Source organism: Candidatus Thorarchaeota archaeon, assembly GCA_021498125.1.
Taxonomy (GTDB): domain Archaea; phylum Asgardarchaeota; class Thorarchaeia; order Thorarchaeales; family Thorarchaeaceae; genus B65-G9.
Genome location: JAIZWL010000001.1, coordinates 49,199 through 70,016 on the forward strand (window position 1 = coordinate 49,199; position 20,818 = coordinate 70,016).

24 protein-coding genes and 1 tRNA gene are annotated in these 20,818 nt (G+C 46.0%); 14 read left to right on the forward strand and 11 right to left on the reverse strand.

The genetic code is table 11. From position 1 onward, the window contains the following. The first annotated feature begins 2 nt into the window (after nt 1-2). Nucleotides 3-341: a proteasome assembly chaperone 4 family protein gene (locus tag K9W43_00270; GenBank protein MCF2135658.1), complete on the forward strand. Its 339-nt coding sequence runs from the start codon at nt 3-5 to the stop codon at nt 339-341. Here the strand turns inward: K9W43_00270 and K9W43_00275 are convergent. Both K9W43_00275 and topA read right to left on the reverse strand, forming a co-directional pair. Next, nucleotides 310-546, reverse strand: a complete 237-nt coding sequence (locus tag K9W43_00275) for a hypothetical protein (protein MCF2135659.1) — start codon at nt 544-546, stop codon at nt 310-312. The two genes, K9W43_00270 and K9W43_00275, sit on opposite strands and share 32 nt — an antisense overlap. Before the next feature lie 9 nt (nt 547-555). After that, a complete protein-coding gene (topA, locus tag K9W43_00280) occupies nt 556-2,661 on the reverse strand; it encodes a DNA topoisomerase I (GenBank protein ID MCF2135660.1) in 2,106 nt (701 codons plus the stop codon). Between the two features lie 108 nt (nt 2,662-2,769). On the opposite strand from topA, the gene K9W43_00285 reads away from it, so the two are divergent. From K9W43_00285 to K9W43_00300, 4 genes are all read left to right on the forward strand, one after another. Then, the gene (locus K9W43_00285) at nt 2,770-3,186 is read left to right on the forward strand and encodes a hypothetical protein (GenBank protein MCF2135661.1); all 417 of its coding nucleotides are present in this window, start codon (nt 2,770-2,772) and stop codon (nt 3,184-3,186) included. Nucleotides 3,187-3,335: 149 nt separating this feature from the next. Beyond that, nucleotides 3,336-4,484 (forward strand): glycine cleavage system aminomethyltransferase GcvT, encoded by a 1,149-nt coding sequence (gene gcvT / locus K9W43_00290; GenBank protein ID MCF2135662.1) that lies wholly within the window; start codon nt 3,336-3,338, stop codon nt 4,482-4,484. A gap of 61 nt (nt 4,485-4,545) precedes the next feature. Next, nucleotides 4,546-4,941, forward strand: a complete 396-nt coding sequence (gene gcvH / locus K9W43_00295) for a glycine cleavage system protein GcvH (protein ID MCF2135663.1) — start codon at nt 4,546-4,548, stop codon at nt 4,939-4,941. 128 nt (nt 4,942-5,069) lie between these two features. Next, nucleotides 5,070-7,853 carry a glycosyltransferase family 39 protein gene (locus K9W43_00300; GenBank protein MCF2135664.1) on the forward strand — a complete coding sequence of 928 codons (2,784 nt, stop codon included), beginning with the start codon at nt 5,070-5,072 and terminating at the stop codon, nt 7,851-7,853. Nucleotides 7,854-8,022: 169 nt separating this feature from the next. Here the strand turns inward: K9W43_00300 and K9W43_00305 are convergent, their stop codons facing one another. Genes K9W43_00305 through K9W43_00315 form a run of 3 tightly spaced genes read right to left on the reverse strand, consistent with a single transcriptional unit; the run spans nt 8,023 to nt 9,247 of the window. Beyond that, nucleotides 8,023-8,199, reverse strand: a complete 177-nt coding sequence (locus tag K9W43_00305) for an RNA-protein complex protein Nop10 (GenBank protein ID MCF2135665.1) — start codon at nt 8,197-8,199, stop codon at nt 8,023-8,025. Between the two features lie 9 nt (nt 8,200-8,208). Continuing rightward, on the reverse strand, nt 8,209-9,003 hold the full coding sequence (locus K9W43_00310; GenBank protein ID MCF2135666.1) for a translation initiation factor IF-2 subunit alpha: 795 nt from the start codon (nt 9,001-9,003) through the stop codon (nt 8,209-8,211). A gap of 40 nt (nt 9,004-9,043) precedes the next feature. Continuing rightward, the gene (locus K9W43_00315) at nt 9,044-9,247 is read right to left on the reverse strand and encodes a 30S ribosomal protein S27e (protein ID MCF2135667.1); all 204 of its coding nucleotides are present in this window, start codon (nt 9,245-9,247) and stop codon (nt 9,044-9,046) included. 320 nt (nt 9,248-9,567) lie between these two features. Here K9W43_00315 and K9W43_00320 point away from each other — a divergent pair. Continuing rightward, nucleotides 9,568-9,704 (forward strand) — tRNA-Lys (locus K9W43_00320). Nucleotides 9,705-9,868: 164 nt separating this feature from the next. On the opposite strand, the gene K9W43_00325 is transcribed toward K9W43_00320, so the two are convergent. Then, complete coding sequence (locus K9W43_00325) at nt 9,869-10,519, reverse strand: peroxiredoxin (protein MCF2135668.1); 651 nt, start codon at nt 10,517-10,519, stop codon at nt 9,869-9,871. 153 nt (nt 10,520-10,672) lie between these two features. Here K9W43_00325 and K9W43_00330 point away from each other — a divergent pair, with 153 nt between their 5' ends. Together K9W43_00330 and K9W43_00335 are read left to right on the forward strand one after the other, a co-directional pair. Next, nucleotides 10,673-11,098, forward strand: coding sequence for a transcriptional repressor (locus K9W43_00330; protein MCF2135669.1), 426 nt, complete (start codon nt 10,673-10,675; stop codon nt 11,096-11,098). Nucleotides 11,099-11,284: 186 nt separating this feature from the next. After that, nucleotides 11,285-11,479, forward strand: coding sequence for a preprotein translocase subunit Sec61beta (locus tag K9W43_00335; GenBank protein MCF2135670.1), 195 nt, complete (start codon nt 11,285-11,287; stop codon nt 11,477-11,479). 152 nt (nt 11,480-11,631) lie between these two features. On the opposite strand, the gene K9W43_00340 is transcribed toward K9W43_00335, so the two are convergent. Then, a complete protein-coding gene (locus tag K9W43_00340; GenBank protein MCF2135671.1) occupies nt 11,632-12,510 on the reverse strand; it encodes a carcinine hydrolase/isopenicillin-N N-acyltransferase family protein in 879 nt (292 codons plus the stop codon). Nucleotides 12,511-12,804: 294 nt separating this feature from the next. Between K9W43_00340 and K9W43_00345 the strand changes: the two genes are divergently transcribed. The 5 genes from K9W43_00345 to K9W43_00365 all read left to right on the forward strand — a co-directional run bounded on the left by K9W43_00345 (nt 12,805) and on the right by K9W43_00365 (nt 17,247). Beyond that, nucleotides 12,805-13,086, forward strand: coding sequence for a 50S ribosomal protein L44e (locus K9W43_00345; GenBank protein ID MCF2135672.1), 282 nt, complete (start codon nt 12,805-12,807; stop codon nt 13,084-13,086). A 224-nt stretch (nt 13,087-13,310) separates the two neighbouring features. Further along, a complete protein-coding gene (locus K9W43_00350; protein MCF2135673.1) occupies nt 13,311-14,642 on the forward strand; it encodes a serine hydroxymethyltransferase in 1,332 nt (443 codons plus the stop codon). Nucleotides 14,643-14,693: 51 nt separating this feature from the next. Then, the gene (locus K9W43_00355; GenBank protein MCF2135674.1) at nt 14,694-14,990 is read left to right on the forward strand and encodes a nucleotide pyrophosphohydrolase; all 297 of its coding nucleotides are present in this window, start codon (nt 14,694-14,696) and stop codon (nt 14,988-14,990) included. Nucleotides 14,991-15,084: 94 nt separating this feature from the next. Continuing rightward, nucleotides 15,085-16,137, forward strand: a complete 1,053-nt coding sequence (locus K9W43_00360) for a hypothetical protein (GenBank protein MCF2135675.1) — start codon at nt 15,085-15,087, stop codon at nt 16,135-16,137. Nucleotides 16,138-16,188: 51 nt separating this feature from the next. Continuing rightward, the gene (locus K9W43_00365; GenBank protein MCF2135676.1) at nt 16,189-17,247 is read left to right on the forward strand and encodes a class I SAM-dependent methyltransferase family protein; all 1,059 of its coding nucleotides are present in this window, start codon (nt 16,189-16,191) and stop codon (nt 17,245-17,247) included. On the opposite strand, the gene K9W43_00370 is transcribed toward K9W43_00365, so the two are convergent. Then, nucleotides 17,237-17,659, reverse strand: coding sequence for a DUF371 domain-containing protein (locus tag K9W43_00370; GenBank protein MCF2135677.1), 423 nt, complete (start codon nt 17,657-17,659; stop codon nt 17,237-17,239). The two genes, K9W43_00365 and K9W43_00370, sit on opposite strands and share 11 nt — an antisense overlap. A 60-nt stretch (nt 17,660-17,719) precedes the next feature. Here K9W43_00370 and K9W43_00375 point away from each other — a divergent pair, with 60 nt between their 5' ends. Beyond that, nucleotides 17,720-18,403, forward strand: a complete 684-nt coding sequence (locus K9W43_00375) for a protein-L-isoaspartate(D-aspartate) O-methyltransferase (GenBank protein ID MCF2135678.1) — start codon at nt 17,720-17,722, stop codon at nt 18,401-18,403. A gap of 100 nt (nt 18,404-18,503) precedes the next feature. On the opposite strand, the gene K9W43_00380 is transcribed toward K9W43_00375, so the two are convergent. Genes K9W43_00380 through twy1 form a run of 3 tightly spaced genes read right to left on the reverse strand, consistent with a single transcriptional unit; the run spans nt 18,504 to nt 20,799 of the window. Next, nucleotides 18,504-19,187, reverse strand: coding sequence for a CTP-dependent riboflavin kinase (locus K9W43_00380; GenBank protein MCF2135679.1), 684 nt, complete (start codon nt 19,185-19,187; stop codon nt 18,504-18,506). 2 nt (nt 19,188-19,189) lie between these two features. Then, on the reverse strand, nt 19,190-19,819 hold the full coding sequence (locus tag K9W43_00385) for a haloacid dehalogenase (protein ID MCF2135680.1): 630 nt from the start codon (nt 19,817-19,819) through the stop codon (nt 19,190-19,192). A 14-nt stretch (nt 19,820-19,833) separates the two neighbouring features. Continuing rightward, entirely contained in the window at nt 19,834-20,799 is a 966-nt protein-coding gene (twy1, locus tag K9W43_00390) for a 4-demethylwyosine synthase TYW1 (GenBank protein MCF2135681.1), read from the reverse strand. Nucleotides 20,800-20,818: the final 19 nt, after the last annotated feature.

Below are 20,818 nucleotides of genomic sequence, written 5' to 3' on the forward strand. Positions count from 1 at the left end.
TAGTGGAAGGAATTGAGGATTTTACAGTGTCTATTGGTGAGACCGAGATCTTTCTCAGGATAATGCAGCTTGAGAATGGTCTCTCTGTCTTCATCTCTTCCTCCTCCCAACCCCGCCTTGGCCCAATTGCATTGGCATCCCCCCCTGCTCTTGGAGGATCAGAACCCAGTTCCAGTAGTCTATTTGGCATGGATCAAGAGGCTGCTCTGGTACGCACAATTGCTGAACGCATAGCTGTCTGGTCCAATCAATCTTGTCTTGTTGTCATATCCGTGAAGAATCTCACCCGGTCTCTGGTCATGGAGATACTTAGGTCCCTGAACTCGCATCTTTTGTCCTAAGAACTTCAACAATCTCTTTGACCCAGCTGCCCGTTCCATCCAGTTCTATCACTCTGTCAAGATACTCCTCCCATGAGATGTCTAAGGCGCGCTTCCATTTCTCATAGCTGGTCGCGAGGTTCTTTTTTGCTTCAAGATGGTAACGACAGAACCCATTATCTGCATCCTCTGAAATCCTGTTGCATATCGGGCATCTATTCATCATGGATCTCTCCTATTTCTTCCGCTTAGTCCTCCTCTCCTGTAAGGCCGCGATATCCTTCTGCCGGCCGGGGCACTCGGCCCAATTAATGCACGTTTCCCATGTTCTTCGACCGGAGACTATCTTGATTATCTGATACCCGCAAAACTCGCATTTTTTATCAAGAGGTACTATGGTCCCTCTCTGGGGTAAGGGGAATGTCTGGTCACAACCACCCTCCTTGTATCTTGAGCATCCAAGAAATCGTTTTCCTGTCTTCGGAGATCTAACAATTACAAGGGTTCCTTCACCACACTTGGGGCATGGTCCTATCTCCTGTTGCTCCCTCCAGTATCGTTGTAAGCCCTCTACCAGTTCTTGCCCAATTATTTTCTCTTGATTGCGAAAGTTATCAAGGATATCTAGCAGCTCCATCTTGGCAGCGTCTAATACTTCTGTCCGAGATCGTTTTCCTTCACGAATCTGTTCCATCTCTTGTTCAAGGTGTTTAGTAAAATCCACCGAGAGTATTTTTGGGATGTGATTTTCAAGGGTCTCAAAGACCGCATACCCTAGTGTGGAGATCTCAAATCGATCATTGAGCGTATAGCCACGTGACTTGAGAGAATCGACAATTCCTGCCCGTGTTGCTTTTGTTCCTAGGTTCTCACGTTCCATTTGTTTTAGAAGACTGGACGGGTTGAATCTGGCCGGAGGCGCCTCGTATTTCTCATCCGTTCGAATCGATTCTATCTTGACCAAATCGCCCTCTTCTATCTGAGGCAATTCTTGTTCTTCAAACCTTGTATATTTTCCATAGAGAAGGATCCATCCTGGTTCTAGTATTCGCTTTCCTCTCAGATAGAATGTATGTGTTTCATACTCGAGATCTGCTCTTGTGCTCTCTCTCTTTGAACCTTGACCAAATAAGGCAAGAAATCTGCAGACAATTAAATCATACACTTTTTTCTCACTTGGAGTAAGGCGTCTGTCAGGTCTCTTTCCAGTGGGATGGATTGCAGGATGGGCCGGATCATCCTTCTTCCCCTGCATAGGGGTTTTGCGTCCTCCCCTGAGAACTATGTCTACAAGCTTAGAGTATGTCTTTTGTGCCCTAAGATCCGAGAGAATTTTCCCGGTGTCAATATTGGGTGGTATTTTCTGGCTTGATGTACGAGGGTATGATATCAACGCATCAAGATAGAGTCGTTGCGCCAGTGCCAGTGTTCTGCTCGGCTTGAATCCAAAGTGTCTGTATGCTTCACTCTGAAGCCCACTAAGATTGAATGGTATTGGTGGTGCTACAGAGATAATTGTGCTTTTGATCTTGCTGACAGTAAGCATCTGGTTCGTGAGGTCTTGAACGATCTTTTTGGCCTCTTGATATATGTCGATGCGCCGGCGTGAATATTCGAGTTGCACCTTACTATCTTTGAACGTACCAATGGCATCAATCGTCCAGTAGGGTACTGGGACAAATGTGTTGATCTCTCTCTCTCGTTCTGCAACAAATGCGAGTACTGGTCCCTGAACTCGCCCAGTTGACACGATCTTAAACCATCCACTAGCACGTTTAATTGCTAATGTGAGTGCCCGTGTGAGGTTGATCCCATATAGCCAATCGACCAAGTGTCGAGTGCACCCCGACTCGATCATTGGGAAATCGAGACTGTCCGACATATCCCTGTACGCCTGCTCAATCTCTTCTCTTGTCAATGTTGAGAATCTCATGCGGCTGGCCCTGTTGGGGTCGCTCTTGCATGCATATTTTAGAGTCAAGTATCCAATTAGACTGCCTTCAATGTCATAGTCTGTTGCAATCACAAATTTGTCTATTTCTCGAGAGAGCCGTTTGATGAGATTGATTATGGTCTTTGTCGCACCTGCCTTTTTATCAACTTCATATTTTGGAACCCATTGCGTTTTCAATCTTGGATACGTCCATCCCTTCTCGATCTGTTTTAACTCGAAGAGGTGACCTAGCGCATAGACAACTAATATGGAATCACCGCCCCTCTTACACTCAAAGTATGAGGCCTTTCTCTTCTTGATTGTCTGAGGTGAATGCTTCTCGTCAAGGGCGTACGCGATTCTCTCCGCAGCCATAGGTTTCTCAGAGATTACCATGATTCGTGCCAAAGGCAGTCCCTCCAGCCTTGGTTCGGAATGTTGCTATTATAGTACAACACTACTTCTCGCGATAGTCTTAAAAGCCGTCCGCCATCTCGCTCCCTGAGGTTACCCCCAATGAAACTCTGGTGGCCAAAGTTCATCGTAAAACCACAGGTGCGTCTGGCTCGACCACGTTTTGGAGCGCCAACTCGTCCTCCTGATATTGTAGTCTTTGGAGTGATGTTTGTATTTGTTCTGTTTATCCTTGGTGGGAATATCTATACACTTGTAAAAAATCCGCCTCCCATTGCTGGTGGGCAGAATGGCGAACCTATTTTGGTAATTAGGGGTCTCGATCTACAGCTAGGCTTAGAAGGACTAGTGGCCTCAGTTGTGATTTTCATCGGCACAATTGGACTAGGTCTATTATACTACTCCTCAAAATATGTATTCCAGCCGGGGTATGCCACTCGATTAATGGTGCTTGGATCTCTGCTTGCAGGTGTGGCCTATCTTATTATGACATATCTTCTTGGGCTCAAGATTGGATGATTGCTGCACTCGATGCAGCACTCCCTCTTTTTATTCTTATTTTTCATGGTGAGTTATTGAAGTAATATGAGCTGGCTCCCTACTTGTTGCTATGGAAGAAAATAAAACCTTGCTAATATGCGATAGAAGTGATGCAGCAAGGTGATATTATGAGCAGCGAACCTAAGAGAACTCATCTTTATGAATGGCATAAGGCCCATGGTGATGTCATTGATTTTGCGGGTTGGTTAATGCCTGTGCGCTATACGGACATACGTGAAGAGCACATGGCTGTAAGGGACTCCGTTGGCATCTTTGATACCACTCATATGTTCCGATTTCTTGTTGAAGGTCCTCAGGCTGTCGAATTTCTCCAGACCCTGACCTCTAATAACGTGCGAAAGCTCAAGGAGCATATGGGGCATTATACTACCTGTTTAAACGAGCATGGTGGAATTCATGATGATCTAATGCTCTATCATATTGAGGATGACAAGTTCATTTGGGTCACTAATGCTGGCAACGGTCCTAAGATCTGGAACCATATGAAACAGCACGCCTCTGATTTTGAAGTTCACATTTCAGATTTATCCCGTGATATAGTTATGATTGCTGTACAAGGCCCGAAGTCTTTAGCCATGATGTCGCAGATTGCGGGAACTGATATCTCAGCACTTCCACGATTAAGTATCACAAAAATGGATCTACTTGGTAGTACTTGCTACCTTTGCAGGACTGGATACACTGGCGAGGCTGGCGTGGAAATACTCTTGTTGGATACACCCTTCAATGATGCTGGCATAAAGAAAGCCATTTCCTTTTGGGAGGGGCTTCTCTCTGCTGGGGCCGAGTTTGGGGTGAAACCTTGTGGGCTGGGGGCACGCGATTCTACTCGATTGGAGGCTGGCTTTGTGCTCTACGGGAATGAGCTTGACGAGAATACCTCACCCATTGAGGCGCGAGTTCCGTATGCGGTCAAGTTCAAAGTAGACCCTCACTACATAGGTTACGATGTTGTTTTACGCCACAAAAAAGAAGGTGTAACAAAGACGCGTATTGGCTTTGTAATGATTGATCGAGGTATCCCCCGGCATGGGTACGATATTCTCATTAATGATGAGAAAGTTGGCGTGGTTACCAGTGGTGGTCTGTCGCCCATCTTACAAAAGGGCATTGGAATGGGTTATATCAAACCCGATCTAGTTTCTGATGGTGATGTCATACAGATTGATCTTAAGGGTCGTATACGGCGTGCAGAGGTCAAGACTTGGCCGTTCTATGATCCCGATCGATATGGCGCCACACGAAAAAGCGAATGAGTTTCGGCTATGGTAAGTGATTTAAAGAAATATAGCAGGGCATCAAGACAGGTGGACTCTAATGAGCGAAGGAACAAAAGTGGTCGATGGACTCTATTACAGCAAGGACCATGAATGGGCCAAAGTCGAGGGTGACATTGTCACTATTGGTATTACTGATCATGCTCAGCACTCTCTGCATGAAATCACTTATGTTGAACTCAGCGAGGTCGGCTCGGTCATCAAAGCTGGTGAAGAGTGTGGTCTAGTTGAGTCTATGAAGGCATCTTCCGATATTCTCTCTCCACTTAGTGGTGAGATTGTGGAAGTGAATTCCGAGCTTGAAGATGCTCCTGAAGTTGTCAATGAAGACCCTTATGGCAAAGGTTGGCTATTCAAGCTCAGGCCATCAAACCTAGATGCTGAACTCAAGGATCTGATGGATAGTAAGGCTTACGCCGAATTGATTGCGCAATAGATTTCGATTGAGGAGACCTCTCATTAGGAGACGTTCTCCCCTCTTTTTTGTTGGATGATAGTACAGCGCTCTCTCAAACGCAACCTTTTTAGATACTCTACAGACTGCTGCGGGTGATTCGAGTCTGTATGGAGAGCGCACTAGGTATGACCAAGCTCAAACGATTCAAACGATCCTCTGAACGCTTCCTCAAACAGGTCTTTCACAAGCCAAAGGCGAAGATCTCCCGAGGATCCGTAATGATTGTGGTCACTATGACTATAGTCTTCTTTTCCTCGCTCGCCTTACGATTGCTTCCTATGATCAATGCCCAGCCAATCGTACGTGCGTTCGACCCATGGTTCCAACTCAAAGTGACCCGTTATATTACCGAAAATGGCTATGGTGCCTTCTTCTCATGGTATGATGACACATCTTGGGTTCCATTTGGGCATGATATAACAACAGCCGCATATGTTGGTGTACCTTTCACAAGTGCATTTCTCTACTTTGCAGCTAATGCATTGGGCCTCGGAGTCGATGTCACCTTTGTGTCAATTGTGATGCCCGCTCTACTCGGTGCAATCACCACAATTGTCGCCTTCTTCCTTGGTCGTGAACTCTACAACAACACTGTCGGAATGCTCAGTGCTCTCTTTATGGGATATATGCCTGCATTCCTCCAGAGAACTGTTGTGGGTTTCTTTGATAATGAATGTGTGGGCGTTCTTGCCATCGTCCTAGGTCTGTTCTTCTTTGTACGGGCCCTAAAACGTGACTCTTTGGCTTCCGCTGTGGGTGCAGGAGTATCCGTCGGCTATCTTCTTGCCTCTTGGGGTGCATCAGACTTTCTGATTGATCTCTTTGCAATGTATGCATTTCTTATGCTGATTGCTGGGAAATACAGTCGTCGGTTGTTATCGACCTATACGCTCACTATGACTATAGGATTCTTTATTGGTTGTCTGGTGCCACGTAACAGTTTTGATAAACTCACAACTTTTTCCTTCTTGGTGCCAATTGGCGTAGGTGTTCTTCTGGCGGGTTTTGAGATCTGGACTCGGATTGGTGGTTATCGTGAGACCACTGCTGCTGCTCTCTCACCACATATGAAGCCTCTTCTTCTCTCTCTTATTATGCCCGCTGTGGCTGTTTCAGGTTATTTCATTTACGCAAATAATTCAGATTTAACAATTCGAACGGCTTCTTCGAATCCGTTCCTCACTCTTGGTGGGAAGTTCCTTACAGTCATAAACCCATTTTATAGACTGGACCAGCGAATCTTTGCTTCTGTTGCAGAGCATCTTCCTAGCCCATGGTCTACATTCTATAATACTCTACTAGTTCTCATCTTCTTCTTCCCCTTGGGCATGTATTTCTTGTTCAAGCGTGGACACGATGAGGATTGGCTGATTCTTCTTTATGGGCTCACTTCAGTCTACTTTACGGGTAGCATGATTCGGCTTGGGCTTATTCTTGCTCCTGGAGTGGCGGTACTGGCCGCTGTGGCTGTAAATAATATTCTCTCGCCGTTTGCGAAGATCGTAACACAGTCATCGGTCTTTGAACGGCGTCGGTTCCGTGTCAGTTCATCTCTCACATCAGAACAGGCTCTCATCACCTATGGTTTCATTGCGATTGTCCTCTCGATGGCCGTACTTGGTGGAGTGAACTATACATCTACACAGGTCGGGCGTCCTGAATTTGCATCGGGCAAGCTTTCTGATGGTGCAAAGTACACGGACTGGCAGACTGCTATGAACTTCGTACGAAATGTTCTCCCACCATCCGCTACAATAGCTAGCTGGTGGGACTATGGATATTGGATAAATAGTGCAGGGGATGGACGTACTATTGTTGATAACTCCACGCATAATCGAACACAGATTGCGCTGATGGGGTACGCGATGATGGCACTCAATCTGACAGAGTCATTGCGTGTGTTCCGGCAGTGGAATACCACCCATGTACTTGTCTACTGGGGCCACCGAATCTCCGGATTTGGTGGTGACGAGGGCAAGTGGCCATGGATGGTCCGGATCGCGGAGGACAGATTCGGTTCGAGTATGATAGATGATGCCACCTATCTTGGTGACAATCCCAATACTCCTGATACTGTCGAAACCGAGTACACACAGGATGCTTTCTTCCAGTCCACAATCTACAAACTCATGCTTTATGGTGAGCCACGCTCAGAACAGGAGGCCAATAACATGGGCCTCTCTGATTCTCGTAAGGCTGTCGATTTCCAAGGATACTTCAAAGATCCTGATACACGTTGGGTTGAAAATATTCCAACCAATCTTCATAATGCCTTCAAGCTTGTGCATGTGAGTGCAGAGTACGGTCTTGTGAAGATATACGAAATCGACTATACCCTGCTTGATCAGGCCCTTAACAGGTCAGCAGCAGACTGGAAGATTGAAAAGGATTCCCTCAGCGATATGAGTCTTGATGGCTCCCTCTCCACCGCTGAGAAGGGCTATAGCAGCTATGATGTCATCTTTGGAGGTGACTACAAAGCAACTGTCTATACGCGCTCTAATGGTACCCATATGTACTACGGCATCAAGATGGATTCCTTTGATAATCTCAGGGACTCTTTAGGCATCCAGATTGCTCCACTTAGTGGCACAACCTATTCAGACATCCGAGCTGTCAATTATGACGGTCATGATGCCTATGATGGGCATGTAAGCTTTGATGGGTCATGGAATCTTGATTCCACGGGAGCAACCGCATCGGAATTTGCTTATGGTAAGGGTGTGGTTGAGTTTCTTGTCCCGCTGAATGCTACGGACACACAGGATGTTATGATGGAAGAGGGAATGAATTATCGTATTCGGCTGTTCTTCTGGAATAACATTAACATTGGCGAACCCACATATGCATCCGACTGGAATACTTTCTGGGTTCCAATCGAGTTATACTAGTGGAATACACATATACACTGGCAAGGTCACTCCGCCTTGCCATCTCTTCTCTTTTTCTTATAAATCAATGATCTCTGTAGGAATCAATATTTCTGGCCATCAAGACATCTTCAAAACAGTATGTCATTTACTAATTGGTATGTCGGTGATCAGTTCTCAAAATCTTCCATCAATCATGTTGATGTTGTCTTGCCTTTCTCTTTGCCTCGCGTCTATACGCACCATACTTGTCTTGAGGGCTGAATTTTGCTGGAAGTGGACTATATACTTCTCCACCACAATACGGGCAACGTTTTTCATCAAGTGTGTATTCTTTACAGTGTGCGCATTTCAAGAGCAAGGTCATCTATGTCGCCTACTTTCGTGAAAACTTGAATGTGCCCCCGTCGCTTTCAACGCTCTTGCTAACGGTTTCCAGAATTACTGAAAGTATATCTTCGGCCTCCTTGTAATCTGGACTGACAATTCTGAGTTTATATCTTGGAGCACCCAGTGTATAGATCTCTACAGTTGACTTCTCATACTTTTGGCCCAGTGTGAGCCCTTCAGTGAGTGCCTTCTTAATTACATTCACTCCCTCTGGACCGGGGACTGTAATGGTCAATTCACCATCAATCTCGACTGAGGGAATTTCAATCCGGGCTTTTGCCAGCTCGACGAGCTGTTCTTTGAGGTCTTTTGGAATATCCACATCTGCTAGGGCTTCCATGCCTCCATCAGCTGCTTTTTCCAGACCCCTATAGAGTTCGCCAAAGGTATCTTCTAGTGGCCACCCGACCTTTTCGTACGCCTCTTCTAAAGACATATTGTTGTCTTTGGCGATAAACTCGAGTAGTTTTTCTGCCTTCTGTGATCTTTTCCATTCGTTGTTCTTCTTTCTCTTTGCTTCTGTTGAGACTCTTCGCAACGAACAATCAATGTGTCGTTTTTGGGCATCTACCTGTAATACCTTGGCAATGACTCTTGCACCCTCGTGAATATGATTCCTGATGTTCCTTACCCACGTGCTGCTTATCTCCGAGATGTGAATGAAGCCCTCTTTGTCCCCATACTCTGGAAGGGTGACATATGCTCCATAAGGCGCCACCTTTGTTGCTACAGCCACGACGTATTCGTCTGGCTGAGGCCATTCTGCACGTTTCCGGACCATCTTGGTTTATCTCCATCACTTAAGTCGTCGTCAGTTGCGATCACAACAGCTCTTCGATTATTCGTGCTGTAGGTTCGAGCTGTGCCTTACCGCCTGCGGGTCGTGCTAGGACTTTCCCACACTTAAGGCATTTTACTACAGTCGATGCGTGGCCGAAGATGATCTGTTCATTCTCGCAGTCCAGACACTTCACCTTGAGAAATCGAGAGTTAGGCTGTTCTACTATTTCCTTTTTGGTCAACACTATCACCGCTGTTATTATACTCGTCAGTCATGCCTCTACAAAGAGAAAGAGGCCCACCGGTGGGTCTTTCTCTCTCAGATTGGTGTTGTATTATAACTCTATCTCTACAGCTCTCTTAACTGAAGGTGAATATATTGCTGTATTCATTTTATTTCGAGTTTCCTGTATTGCAGACGGTATGCCCGTATATCTTATTCAATTCGAGTGATTTGTGCGATTCGTGTTGTAGATACGATCATTCTTTTTTTGCGCAACACCAAAATCATTATATTGCAACTCTGAGGCTGAGTCATTCGGTCACTTCCTGATTGTGTTCAAATGGGCTCGTGGCTAAGCCAGGTATAGACATCTCGCCTTGTGCGAAGGTCACCTACAGCGACAGGCTCTTAACTTGTATGTCCGCTCACTTCGACGGACAGAGGTCTGGTCGCGGGTTCAAATCCCGCCGAGCCCGCCATTTTTTACTGCCGTAGAGCTGAAACTCTACTGAGTAAAACTATGGTATATCCTCTTTACATCCCGAATTATAATAAAAATAGACGTAATAGTATGGGATACAAATAATCGCCCACACTATACTTAGTTCAGTCTGTTGCTTGTCAGTATTGATCTTCTTCGCGTCTAGATCTTCTTCTTACAGAAGAACCAGTCTGCGCAATCATAGCCCTCTTCAAGACGTTTCTTGGCCTCATCGACCGTGCCCGGAGGTGGTACGATCACATCATCGCCCGGTTGCCAATTGGCAGGGGTCGCCACGCCATGCTTGTCTGAGGTCTGGAATGCATCAATGGCCCGAAGTATCTCCGCCATGTTCCGGCCGTTGCTGAGCGGATAGTAGATGAGTGCTCGAAGCTTGAATTCCGGATCGATGAAGAAGACCGCACGCACTGCCGCTGTGGAACTCTGTGCCGGATGTATCATGCCATACTTTTTGGCAACGTTCATGCTCAGATCTTCAATGATCGGGAATGGTATCTCTTTTCCAAGCTTCTCCTTGATCGCTCGTGTCCATGCAATGTGTGAATAAATGCTGTCGATACTGAGGCCTATCAATTTCACATTACGCTTTTTCAACTCGTCAAAAATATCTGCGAAGGCCATAAATTCGGTCGTGCATACAGGTGTGAAGTCTGCCGGATGGGAGAATAAAATCACCCAGCTGCCCTTAGCCCACTCTGAAAATTTGATGTGACCATGTGTAGTGTTTGTTTCAAAATCAGGTACTTTTTCACCAATTAGAAGCATCCGCTTTTCCATCTCTTGCGTTTCCATATTTCTCACCTTGTTTCTGATCTCCCTGTCGGATCTCTTTCTAGAGGGAGTTAACATAATGAATAATCATTCTTATTTAAGTATTGTTATCTATTACTCTTCAATTGTAACTAAGAATAGTTTTATTTAGCCTTATGATTATGTGACACTGCCATGATATCGTCAAGACATGAAATCGCCGACCGCATCAGAAAGACTGGTAAACGCGCCACCCCCCAGAGAATTATCATCTATGAGGCCATGTGGAAGTCCCGCTCTCATCCCACCGTTGCTGATGTTCACTCCTATGCCATCCAATCCGATCCTTCTATCAGTCTTGCTACAGTCTATAAGACTCTCCATCTGTTCGAAGAGATTGGCCTCGCCTCTGAGTTTGTTGATGGCGATGGAACTACCCACTATGATCCCGAGACTCGCCCTCATATCAATCTCATATGCGAACGCTGTGGCAAAATCGAAGATTTTGAGGCCCCTCCTCTTTCTACGCTGGCCTCTGATATTGAGTCTAAGACCGGTTTCAAAATAACCTCTCAGACTTTTGAGATCAGAGGCATTTGCCCCGACTGCCAACGTTCATGATCCACACTGCCGACTCCCTGCCTCTCTATGAATCTATCATCGTTCTTTGATCCTTACTCTTTCCTGCTTGCGCGAGTGGGACATAGCCATGAATTTAGAAAGGATTTTAACTGTTAATAGTAGACTTCGGTTTGTATTTGTCGTATGCTTCGTCAGATACTTCCTGTAATTTGGAGATGAAAATCGTTGCCTAAGACTGCTAAAAAAAGAAAGGGTAAATCTGGTGATTCGGGACGCCTTCCAAGTGGTGGCGCCGGGCTGGTTAGATTCTTCGAAGATGAAACACCCGGGATAAAGGTCAGTCCGACGATTGTGGTCGTATTCGCGGCGATTTTGGTTGCAGCGACCGTATGGGGTCATATTTTATCTATGAAACCATAACATAGGTGAAACGCTCGTCCCACAATGGTGGTCTAAGATTACGATTGGGATTTCTGAGATTTGCGGAAGATGGTAAGGAGACCGACGAGGGCGAAGAGAAGGATAGAGAATGCCACAATCATTGGTAGAATGATTGATGCCGAGCCCGCCTGCTATGTTGAAGTTTCTGTAACAGTGAGTGATAAGGTTTCAGTGAGGTTTGTGGTAGTAGTTGAGCGGAAAAGATCACGCAAGACGAATGAATGCCAACCTTTCTTAAGTTCATTATCAAGATGGAGCACTACTTCTTTTGAGAAATTGTGGTTGAAGTAGACATAGAGGTCACGATTCACAAGATCGTAAACGCAAGAGAACGCAGTATAGACCGACCGGGCAGCATCCAGTACATCCCGCGCGTTAGCAATAGTGATGTTGGATCCTATCTGTTCCAACAGCACCTTTGCCTGATGATATCTCTGTACAGAGGAACTGCTCTGTCCGAGTTCAGGATAGGCGATATTTCCGTTTGTGATTAGTTGGTATGTTGCATTTTTCCGGATATATTGTATAGTTTTATCCGGCCCAGCGACGATCACGACGGACTCACCAAACCTATCAGCCACAAGGATTTGCCACTCCCACACGTCCGCGATATTGTATTGCATGAACAGATCAATCGAATCGTTGACAGAGGCGCAAGTTCGGAGAACATACCTAAACAAATCCCGATTCAGATACGGTATATCTGGATCTGGCGTCACGTTGGAGGGGGGAACCAACGTACTACCTATGAACACACCTTGATCATTCATTCCTGTACGGATGTCTTCAAAATGCTCAGAGTGCGTAAACGCAGCATAGCCGTGACCTTGGCTGTTCTTTGGATAAAAAAGGATGCTAAAGTTAGTGTGGCTCCAGTCTTCATTATTTGCAACAAGTGTTGTTTCCCCGTTTGAGGCCGAAAATATCGTGCAAGCAGCAGCATATGAACTGAAGCTGTTCAACACAATGATCAATAAGAGAGCACTAATTGCCATTCTCTGAAGCGACACACTGTTCGTGTAGTGCGAGTACTGATATAATCTGTATGACTCTCACATTGTATCCGTTTTAGGAACACAACCGTAACATATGTCTTAAGACGAATGCTGCGATTCATCTGCTAATGATGTGTGTTCAAAGAACATATCGCCATCAATGAGGCCCAGATGACTTGTGTCAGGGATTTCCCCCATGTTGATTTATCTCTCACAGGGGATGCCGACAGGCTTCCGGATGATGAGCTAATCCCGAAGGATTATAAGGCGAAACAAGTCGGAGAGAGCGCCCCTAAGTGGTGAATAACAATGAAGATGAGCAGTACGGTCAACAAATACTGTCCGAAGTGCAGGGGATATACCGTTCACACGGTAAGTGTATACAAGAAGGGAAAGGACCGCTCAATGGCTCAGGGTGCACGACGGATGGCACGTAAGACTCGTGGATACGGATCATTCCCGAAGCCTATCCAGAAACGATTTGCAAAGACCACAAAGAAGACGGTACTGAAGTACAAGTGTAAAGAATGCGGTTACACAATTCAGGGCAAAGGCCTGCGACTGAAGAAGGTCGAGGTTCAGAAGGGATAATTCATTCGGTGCATCTATCTTTGTAGTACCGCAAGAGTGCAGCATTTGAACGATAGAATGCTGTTTGCTGTAGCAATGTGGCATGTCCTATTTGTTCGCTGTCGTATGATATTTTCCAGTCCATGGTCTGTTTGCAACTCTCCATCGACTGATGCAGTGATGACATAACTCATATAACGAAGATGGACATAGCGGAGGTCGTGTCGATAGCCCAGTAACTGGGAGTGTCAAATGTGAGCGACCATAAAGAATTGTATGATAAAGTGTTTGGGCTTCTTGAGCAACATGATGAATGGATGCAAAAGACGATCAATCTCATTGCATCTGAGAACATCTCATCTCCCGCCGTCCGATCTGCCATTGTCTCTGATTTTCGTGATCGGTATGCAGAAGGCTGGCCTGGTGAACGTGTCTATGCAGGGTGCACGTACATTGATGAGGTAGAGTTCATCACCATGGACCTTGCGAAGAAGCTCTTCAGGGCTGAGTTTGCAGATGTACGACCTGTATCGGGTGTTGTTGCCAACTTGATCATGTACACTGCTTTCATGAAACCCACTGATCGAATGATGGCACTGTCCATTGCTCATGGTGGTCATATCTCTCACGCACGAGGGAATCTTGGAGGGACCGCAGGAGCAGTCCGAGGTCACAAGGTTCAGAACTACGTGTTTGATGAGGAGACCTTCAACATCGATATTGATGCAAGTATCAAGAAGATTCGTTCTCTGTTCGATGATGGGAAAGAAGTAAAGTTTCTGCTCTTCGGTGGCAGTGTATTTCTATTCCCCCATCCGGTAAAAGAGTTCCGTGAGATCGCCGACGAATACGGAATGCATATTGGCTATGATTCAGCCCATGTTTCAGGACTCATTGCTGCTAACAAGTTTCAGGATCCTTTGAGAGAGGGCGCAGAGGTCATGACTGCAAGCACGCACAAGACCATGCCCGGCCCACAACATGGTATTGTCCTCTCAAAAGAGGAGTTCGCGCCTGCAATTAAGAAGGCCGCCTTCCCCGGTCTCTTGAGTAACCATCACCTTCACAATGTGGCAGGTCTGGCTGTTGCACTTGCAGAGATGATAGAGTTCGGTGAAGATTATACCGAACAGATTCTCAAGAATGCCCGAGCACTAGGCCAGGCATTGCATGAACGTGGTTGGCATGTCATTGCAGCCGATAAGGGATTCACTCGCTCGCACCAGATCCTTGTTGATGTTTCCGAGTCCCCCATGAAAGATGGGCGCAGAGTTGAAGAAGAGCTCGAAAAAGCCAACATTATCATCAACAGGAATCTGCTTCCTTGGGACAAGAAGAGAGGTCGTAATTATCTTGCACCTGGTGGGATTCGCCTTGGTGTTAGTGAGATGACCCGTCTTGGAATGAACGAGTCTGAGATGGATACAATTGCTGAGTTCATGACCAGGGTTGTCATGAAAGAGGAAGATGTGAAAAAGGTCGCTGCGGATGTTGCTGAATTCCGGAAGGACTATCAGCATGTTCACTACGCCTATGACACTGAGACCCCCGCTTACAAGCATCTCAGATTTCTATGATTTTGATAGGGGGCATTTGACTTTGCCCCCTACTCCCATGGAGGCTAATTTATGGAGATCAAAGACGCTCAGGATATGATGAGGCGAATCTACTTTGAGCGTGATAAGGCGCGTGGGATTGACCGCACGATCCTTCGTACCTTTCAAGAGCTGGCCGAGCTGAGCGATGCTATCATGTCTAAGGCCTCTCGGACCGAACTTGTCGGTGAGGCTGCTGATGTCTTTGCGTGGCTCTGTTCACTTGCCAATTTGCTTGACATTGACCTTGGTTCTGCTCTACTGTCTAAATACAACAATGTCTGTTCTCGATGTGGAAAGTCCCCCTGTGTCTGTGTTGATGAACCGTAGAGTATCTGTGTTCCTATTGGCAGACGAATGACTGATTATGACTATGTTCTTTTCTTCCTGATGTTCATTTTGAGACTTAAAAGGAGTACCAACGTTGGACTTGGAAAGGTTACCGGCGCGTCTTCGGGATCGTGATGTCTTTCAGGACAACATGAAGAGAATCTTTGTTACAGTTGGACATATTCAGCCATTTCAACGAGTTATATCTTATCTGAAATACGTGCCAGATCCAAACGGGAACTGGGTGTCAGGTGGCCAACGATATCGGCGTGTATTCACTGGTGGTGTGGCATCTGTATTGACCGGAATTGCCGAGCTTCCTGAGCATTATCTGGTGCATGATCCACATCTCGGGACTGTGCTTCCTGAGGTTCCAATGAATGAGATTGCGTACTATTTCTCACCAGAAGACCGGTTACGGGAGATTATGGAGTATGGCCCCTCGGACTCATTGGAAGGGACTGTCAAGTTAGTGGCTGAGGCAATACATGATCATCTTGGAATAGACATTGCCGATCTTGGAGTAACCGGAAGTATATCTTGGCGTGCGCACTCGCCCAGATTGTCAGATGTGAACATCAACGTGTATGGCCTGCGAAATGCATGGCGTCTTCAAAACGAATTTGAAACACTTACAGATCATCCTGATTTTCGGTTATGCACTGCTTCTGACTGGGCTCTCTCCTCCGAGCGATTGCATGAACGAATTCCCTCACTTGAGGTATCCGATATCAGTCGTATGTTTCAACGACGCCGAACCATCTGCTACGACCGTTTTCGAATCACACCTATGCCAATCCTGCGACCAGATGAGACCCCTATTCCGTATGGTTCTGAATCTTACCGTACAGTCGTTTCTCATCCCATAACTACACGAATGCAGGTGGACGATAACACGTTTGGCCTGTTTCTCCCATCAATCATATCTGGCGAGTCTGAGCCAGTTCCCGAGATCAATGGGCGTCGTGTGACACGTGTAATGATCTATAATGGGGCATTTCGGGGGGTGGTTCGTACAGGTGATCAGGTCAGTATCACCGGGAGTCTTCAACAAATCTCCAAAACAGACGATCTTGATCTCTGTGAGTATCAACTTATGATTGGTACCAAAAACGGAGTTGGCCAGGAATTTTTACACTTGACATAGTATATACCGAATCGCAACAGTCATAGAGTATCCCACTACTCTCTCGTATTGATGTCATTCACGAGACCCTATGTATGTATCCCAATTCCGCTTGGCGAAAAGGTTCGAAAACGGCTTCTTGCAGCAGGACTGCTTGATGTGGATTTCAAGATTCGAAATGAGAATGGATTACTCTTTCTCCCTCTTAGTCATGAGGTCGCCGCTGAGGAATTACAAGCACTTCTTGAAATCGAGGTGGAAACTGGTCTTTGTGAGTTTGCTCCTATTCATTCAGGTCCTAGGACTTTAGCTGAAGCATTAGATGGTATTCTTGCTCCCGAACAAATCGAACTTATTCCACGAGCCTATGATCTGATTGGTGACATTGCAGTATTGGAAATCCCCGAGGAACTTGACTCATTCAAATCTGAGATTGGTCGTGCATTTCATCAAGTCCATCCTAACTTCGCAACCGTTCTAGCAAAGCGTGGGGCCATTACAGGTCTGATACGCACACGCGAGTATGATGTTCTCTCAGGGGAGCCCAAGACTCATACGATCCATACAGAATATGGTTGTCGGATAGTCGTTGATTTGGCCCGCGCATACTTTAGTCCTCGGTTACTAGAGGAACATCACCGTATTGCAACACAGGTCAAAGACAATGAGACCGTCCTAGATATGTTCACAGGAGTTGGTCCGTTTGCTCTACATATTGCGCGTATTAAACCCGCTCATGTGATTGCAGTCGATATCAACCCTGACGCTATTGCTCTACTACGTAAGAGTATGGCCCTCAACCAGCTCGTTGGGACCATCGAACCTGTAGTCGGGGATGCAATGGAATATGTTCAAGAAAATCTCCACTACAATGTAGACCGTGTGATCATGAACCACCCTTCTGGAGCGGCTAATTTTGTTTCAGCAGCATGTCGCGCAGTAAAATCGGGCGGTGTGATACACTATTACGATTTTATTGGGGGGGAAGACCCCGAACGGACCATTCGTGAAAAAATAGAGGGCCTTGTTTCCAGGTCGGGTCGAGAGATACGGGATGTTCCTGCTATACGGCGAGTGCGTGATAGTGCCCCGTACGAATATCAGATGGTCATTGACATCATTATTGAGTAAATATGATCTTACACTGAATGATGATATTTGGGTCTCTTAGAGTCTCGATAAATTCTCTATCGAGATCAATTGCCGCTCGATCCGCATTGATCATCAGAGTTCTCCCACATACATAGCTACTTTTGCGTGCTACCATGCAAATTGGATTGGTATAAACTAGTCCCTTACCACCTTGCCCTTCTATAGTTTCTTTCAGTCCGTTGACATCAAGCTCGAGTCTAATGATTGTGCTGGGTTCGCTTGCAATAGTTGTGATTGTTCTAGGTATATCCCTTAGTGCAAGTGTGGCTCCAACTCCTATGATGCAGTCGCCTTGTGGTGTTAGTGAGGTTTCTCGTGTGATCTCAATTGTTGTCTTATGAGTCCCCCGAATATTCCTATGGCCTCTGGCTTGGAATTCTATTTGTTCCATGTCCTTAACGTGGCACTCAACGCTTTTATCAATCCTCCTCCAATTGCTTCAATGATACGCATGAACGACCACGCACTTGACGAAGAAAAGGAACGGCTGATCCACCATCTCAAAAGCATGGGATATATTCGGAGTTCTTCTGTAGAACGTGCGTTTCGGATGGTTCCACGTGAAGAGTTTGTGCGCCCTGATCTTCGGCGTTCCGCATATCGTGATACACCCCTTCCGATATTGAATGGGCAGACGATTTCAGCCCCTCACATGTGTGCAATCATGTGTGAACAGCTGAAATTGGCTGAAGGTCATCGTATTCTTGAGGTGGGTGCTGGTTCTGGTTATCACGCAGCATTATGTGCGGAAATCATTGCGCCTACAGGTTCTCAGGCACCTGGTCATGTCTATACACTTGAGATTGTTGAATCGCTCGTCGATTTTGCTCGAAGCAACCTTGAGCGCGCAGGATATCTTGATCGTGTCACATTGCTTCATGGTGATGGTGGACTCGGCCTACCTGCAGAGTCGCCCTTTGATAGAATCCTTGTGACTGCGGCAGCGCCAAAGACTCCACCACCATTAATTGAACAGCTTACACCGGGTGGTATCATGCTTATCCCTGAGGGGTTTCCGGGTTTCTATCAAGAACTCATGATTCTTGAGAAAGATTTGGACTCAAATATACATCGCCATCGTTGGGGTGGTGTTGCCTTTGTACCACTGACTGGCAAGTTTGGAGACTATCTTTGAGTACTATTGTCACTCAGCATAAATCATCTATTTTCCGCGATTGGAACTGTTTCGGTATTTGTTGTTGACACCGCATATTCCAGAGTTTTGTCGATTGTGTTTATGCGCGATGAAGTGGAATTACAGTCAAGGTCACTTCAGAGCCATCTGACAGACCATAGTCTTCACGTAGATTGACCGGGGCAATTATCTCAAGAATGTCTGGTGTGTGATGAGTTCTCTGAGCTACAACTACGGCGGCATCGACCTGATCATTTACTTTAACTCTGTAACAGGTGACATCCCCAAAGGTTCTCCCCTCAAATTGAAATCCTGTGACTACCAGTGGTGGGCTTCTACGCATTGCATTAACGGCCTTTCGGGACTCGTCATCAATGACCTTTACATTTAGAGTTCCGGGATATGGTTTGAAGCCCAGAGCCTCTTCGAATCTCTCGGCGTAGATATCCACATAATATGCCCCCTCACCAATTCCTGTTGTCACAATTCCCTCGATGATTACCAAATCTTCAGTATGCAAGGTGAATGCTGTCTCAAGATCATCGTATACACTTTTGAGTTCTTTTCGACCAAGTTCTGTGAGGCGCAGGATCATTCCATTGGCCGCGTGAATCCTGCTTATATAACCAGAGTTTACACAATCGGAAATTCTTCTGGAAGCGGTTTGTTGACTGACCCCTAAGATCTCTCCCAGCTCACGAGTGGTCATTATCTTACTTCTATGAAGGGCTCCTTTTCTTGCTATTGCAAATAATGTGAACCACATCTCAGGTGAAACCATCATATTCACTCCGTCAGTCTCTCATCGAATCGTTGAAGTTGTTTAGCAAGCTTTGTCTGGTGTAGTGCCATTGTCAGATCCCCTCTTGTCCTCTCAATTAATCCTCTGCCAACATCACACTTCCTACGCAGGTCTGGGATTAATGCATTAGGAAAGTCAAAACCATGTAGTTCATCAAAGATATCTTCCATGTACGTGAGCAAATTTTCAGCACTATCAAGATCGTCAGAACGAATACGATTCAGAATCGCCCGTCGCAATTCCCCAATTGTATCCGCCAATCCTGTCAGATATGACCGTGAAGGAATTGCATAGATTTGAGGCTCAGTAAATTTGCCATCGCGAAGCAATGAGAGAACGTTTGCAGCCTCTGCAAGTTCCTGATACGCAGTATCAAAGACCCTTGATTTAGAAAGATAGTCGCTTCCTTCAAGTTGAGTAATTGCCTCACTGATAATCGAATGTGCCTCTTTTAGTAATTGTTCCGCACGTTCGAAATTCCCTCGATGAGACTCCTTGATAGAGGATCCGCATTTCCTTACAGCCTCTCGGGCCCTTGGAAGAACAGCCTCTCTGATCGCATCATCTGTTTCTATCTCTTTACGTACTTCTTCTAATATTTCACCCAGTCCCATTCTAATCGCCTGTTTTATTTTATCATCTCTACATGTTTGCTTCGCGACAATAATACTACTCGGCTCTCAATCTGTTCGTCTTTAATATAGTAGCCTGTGAGTGCTGCTATTTTTTCAGCGAATCCTCTTACCTCTCTATGAGACGGTGCATTCTCTTGACTAAGACGCCTTCTTGAGGAGCCTATATGCATATACCCTTTTACCTCAATAAAATCGGGTTCACCTGTGAGAATGATCTTGGCATATTCCCGTGCATGATGCATATTATATCCCTGAACCATTGTGAGGCGGTTTGCGGTTCTACATGACAGTGACCTGAGCAATTCCTCCGATTGCATGAGCTGTTGCCATTGCCCCTTTCGCATAGGATGACAAAGTCTTCGATAGATGTCCTCTGTTGGAGCTGCAAGTGTTATGTACAACTGTGTTGGTGGTGTCAAATCTTTCAAGACCTGTGGTTGGGTGCCATTCGTCACAAGAAATGATGTCATCCCTCTGCTGTGTATTTCCTCGATGAACTCACTTAGCATGGGGTAGAGGGTTGGTTCACCTGCCAGTGATATTGCTACATGTTTTGGATCACGGGCCTCATCATACTTTTGTTTTGATACCTCTGGTCGTATCTGTGGATTGTATCCCCCAAGCGACCTTAGATTGGCCATTAATGTTGCATCAAGTAGATCTGCTGGTTCCATGACCTCCTCTCTGGTGACAGTTAGCTGGTCCCATCTAATCCCAATGTCTGCCGGAGTGACACGCCAGCAAAATCTACATTGCTGCGTACACTTATCGACTACAGGGGTCATCTGGAGGCATCGATGTGACTCTATGCCATAGAACCGTTGTTTGTAGCATACTTTGCCCTCAAGCAAGCTCTTGTGTTGCCATTGGCATGCCTTGAATGCGCCTCTCTCCCCTAACAAATGATAGCCCTGTCGCTCGAGCTTGCTTCTGAGTTTAATCGGCATTGTGCGTGTCAAGGTTACCTCATTTAGTCCA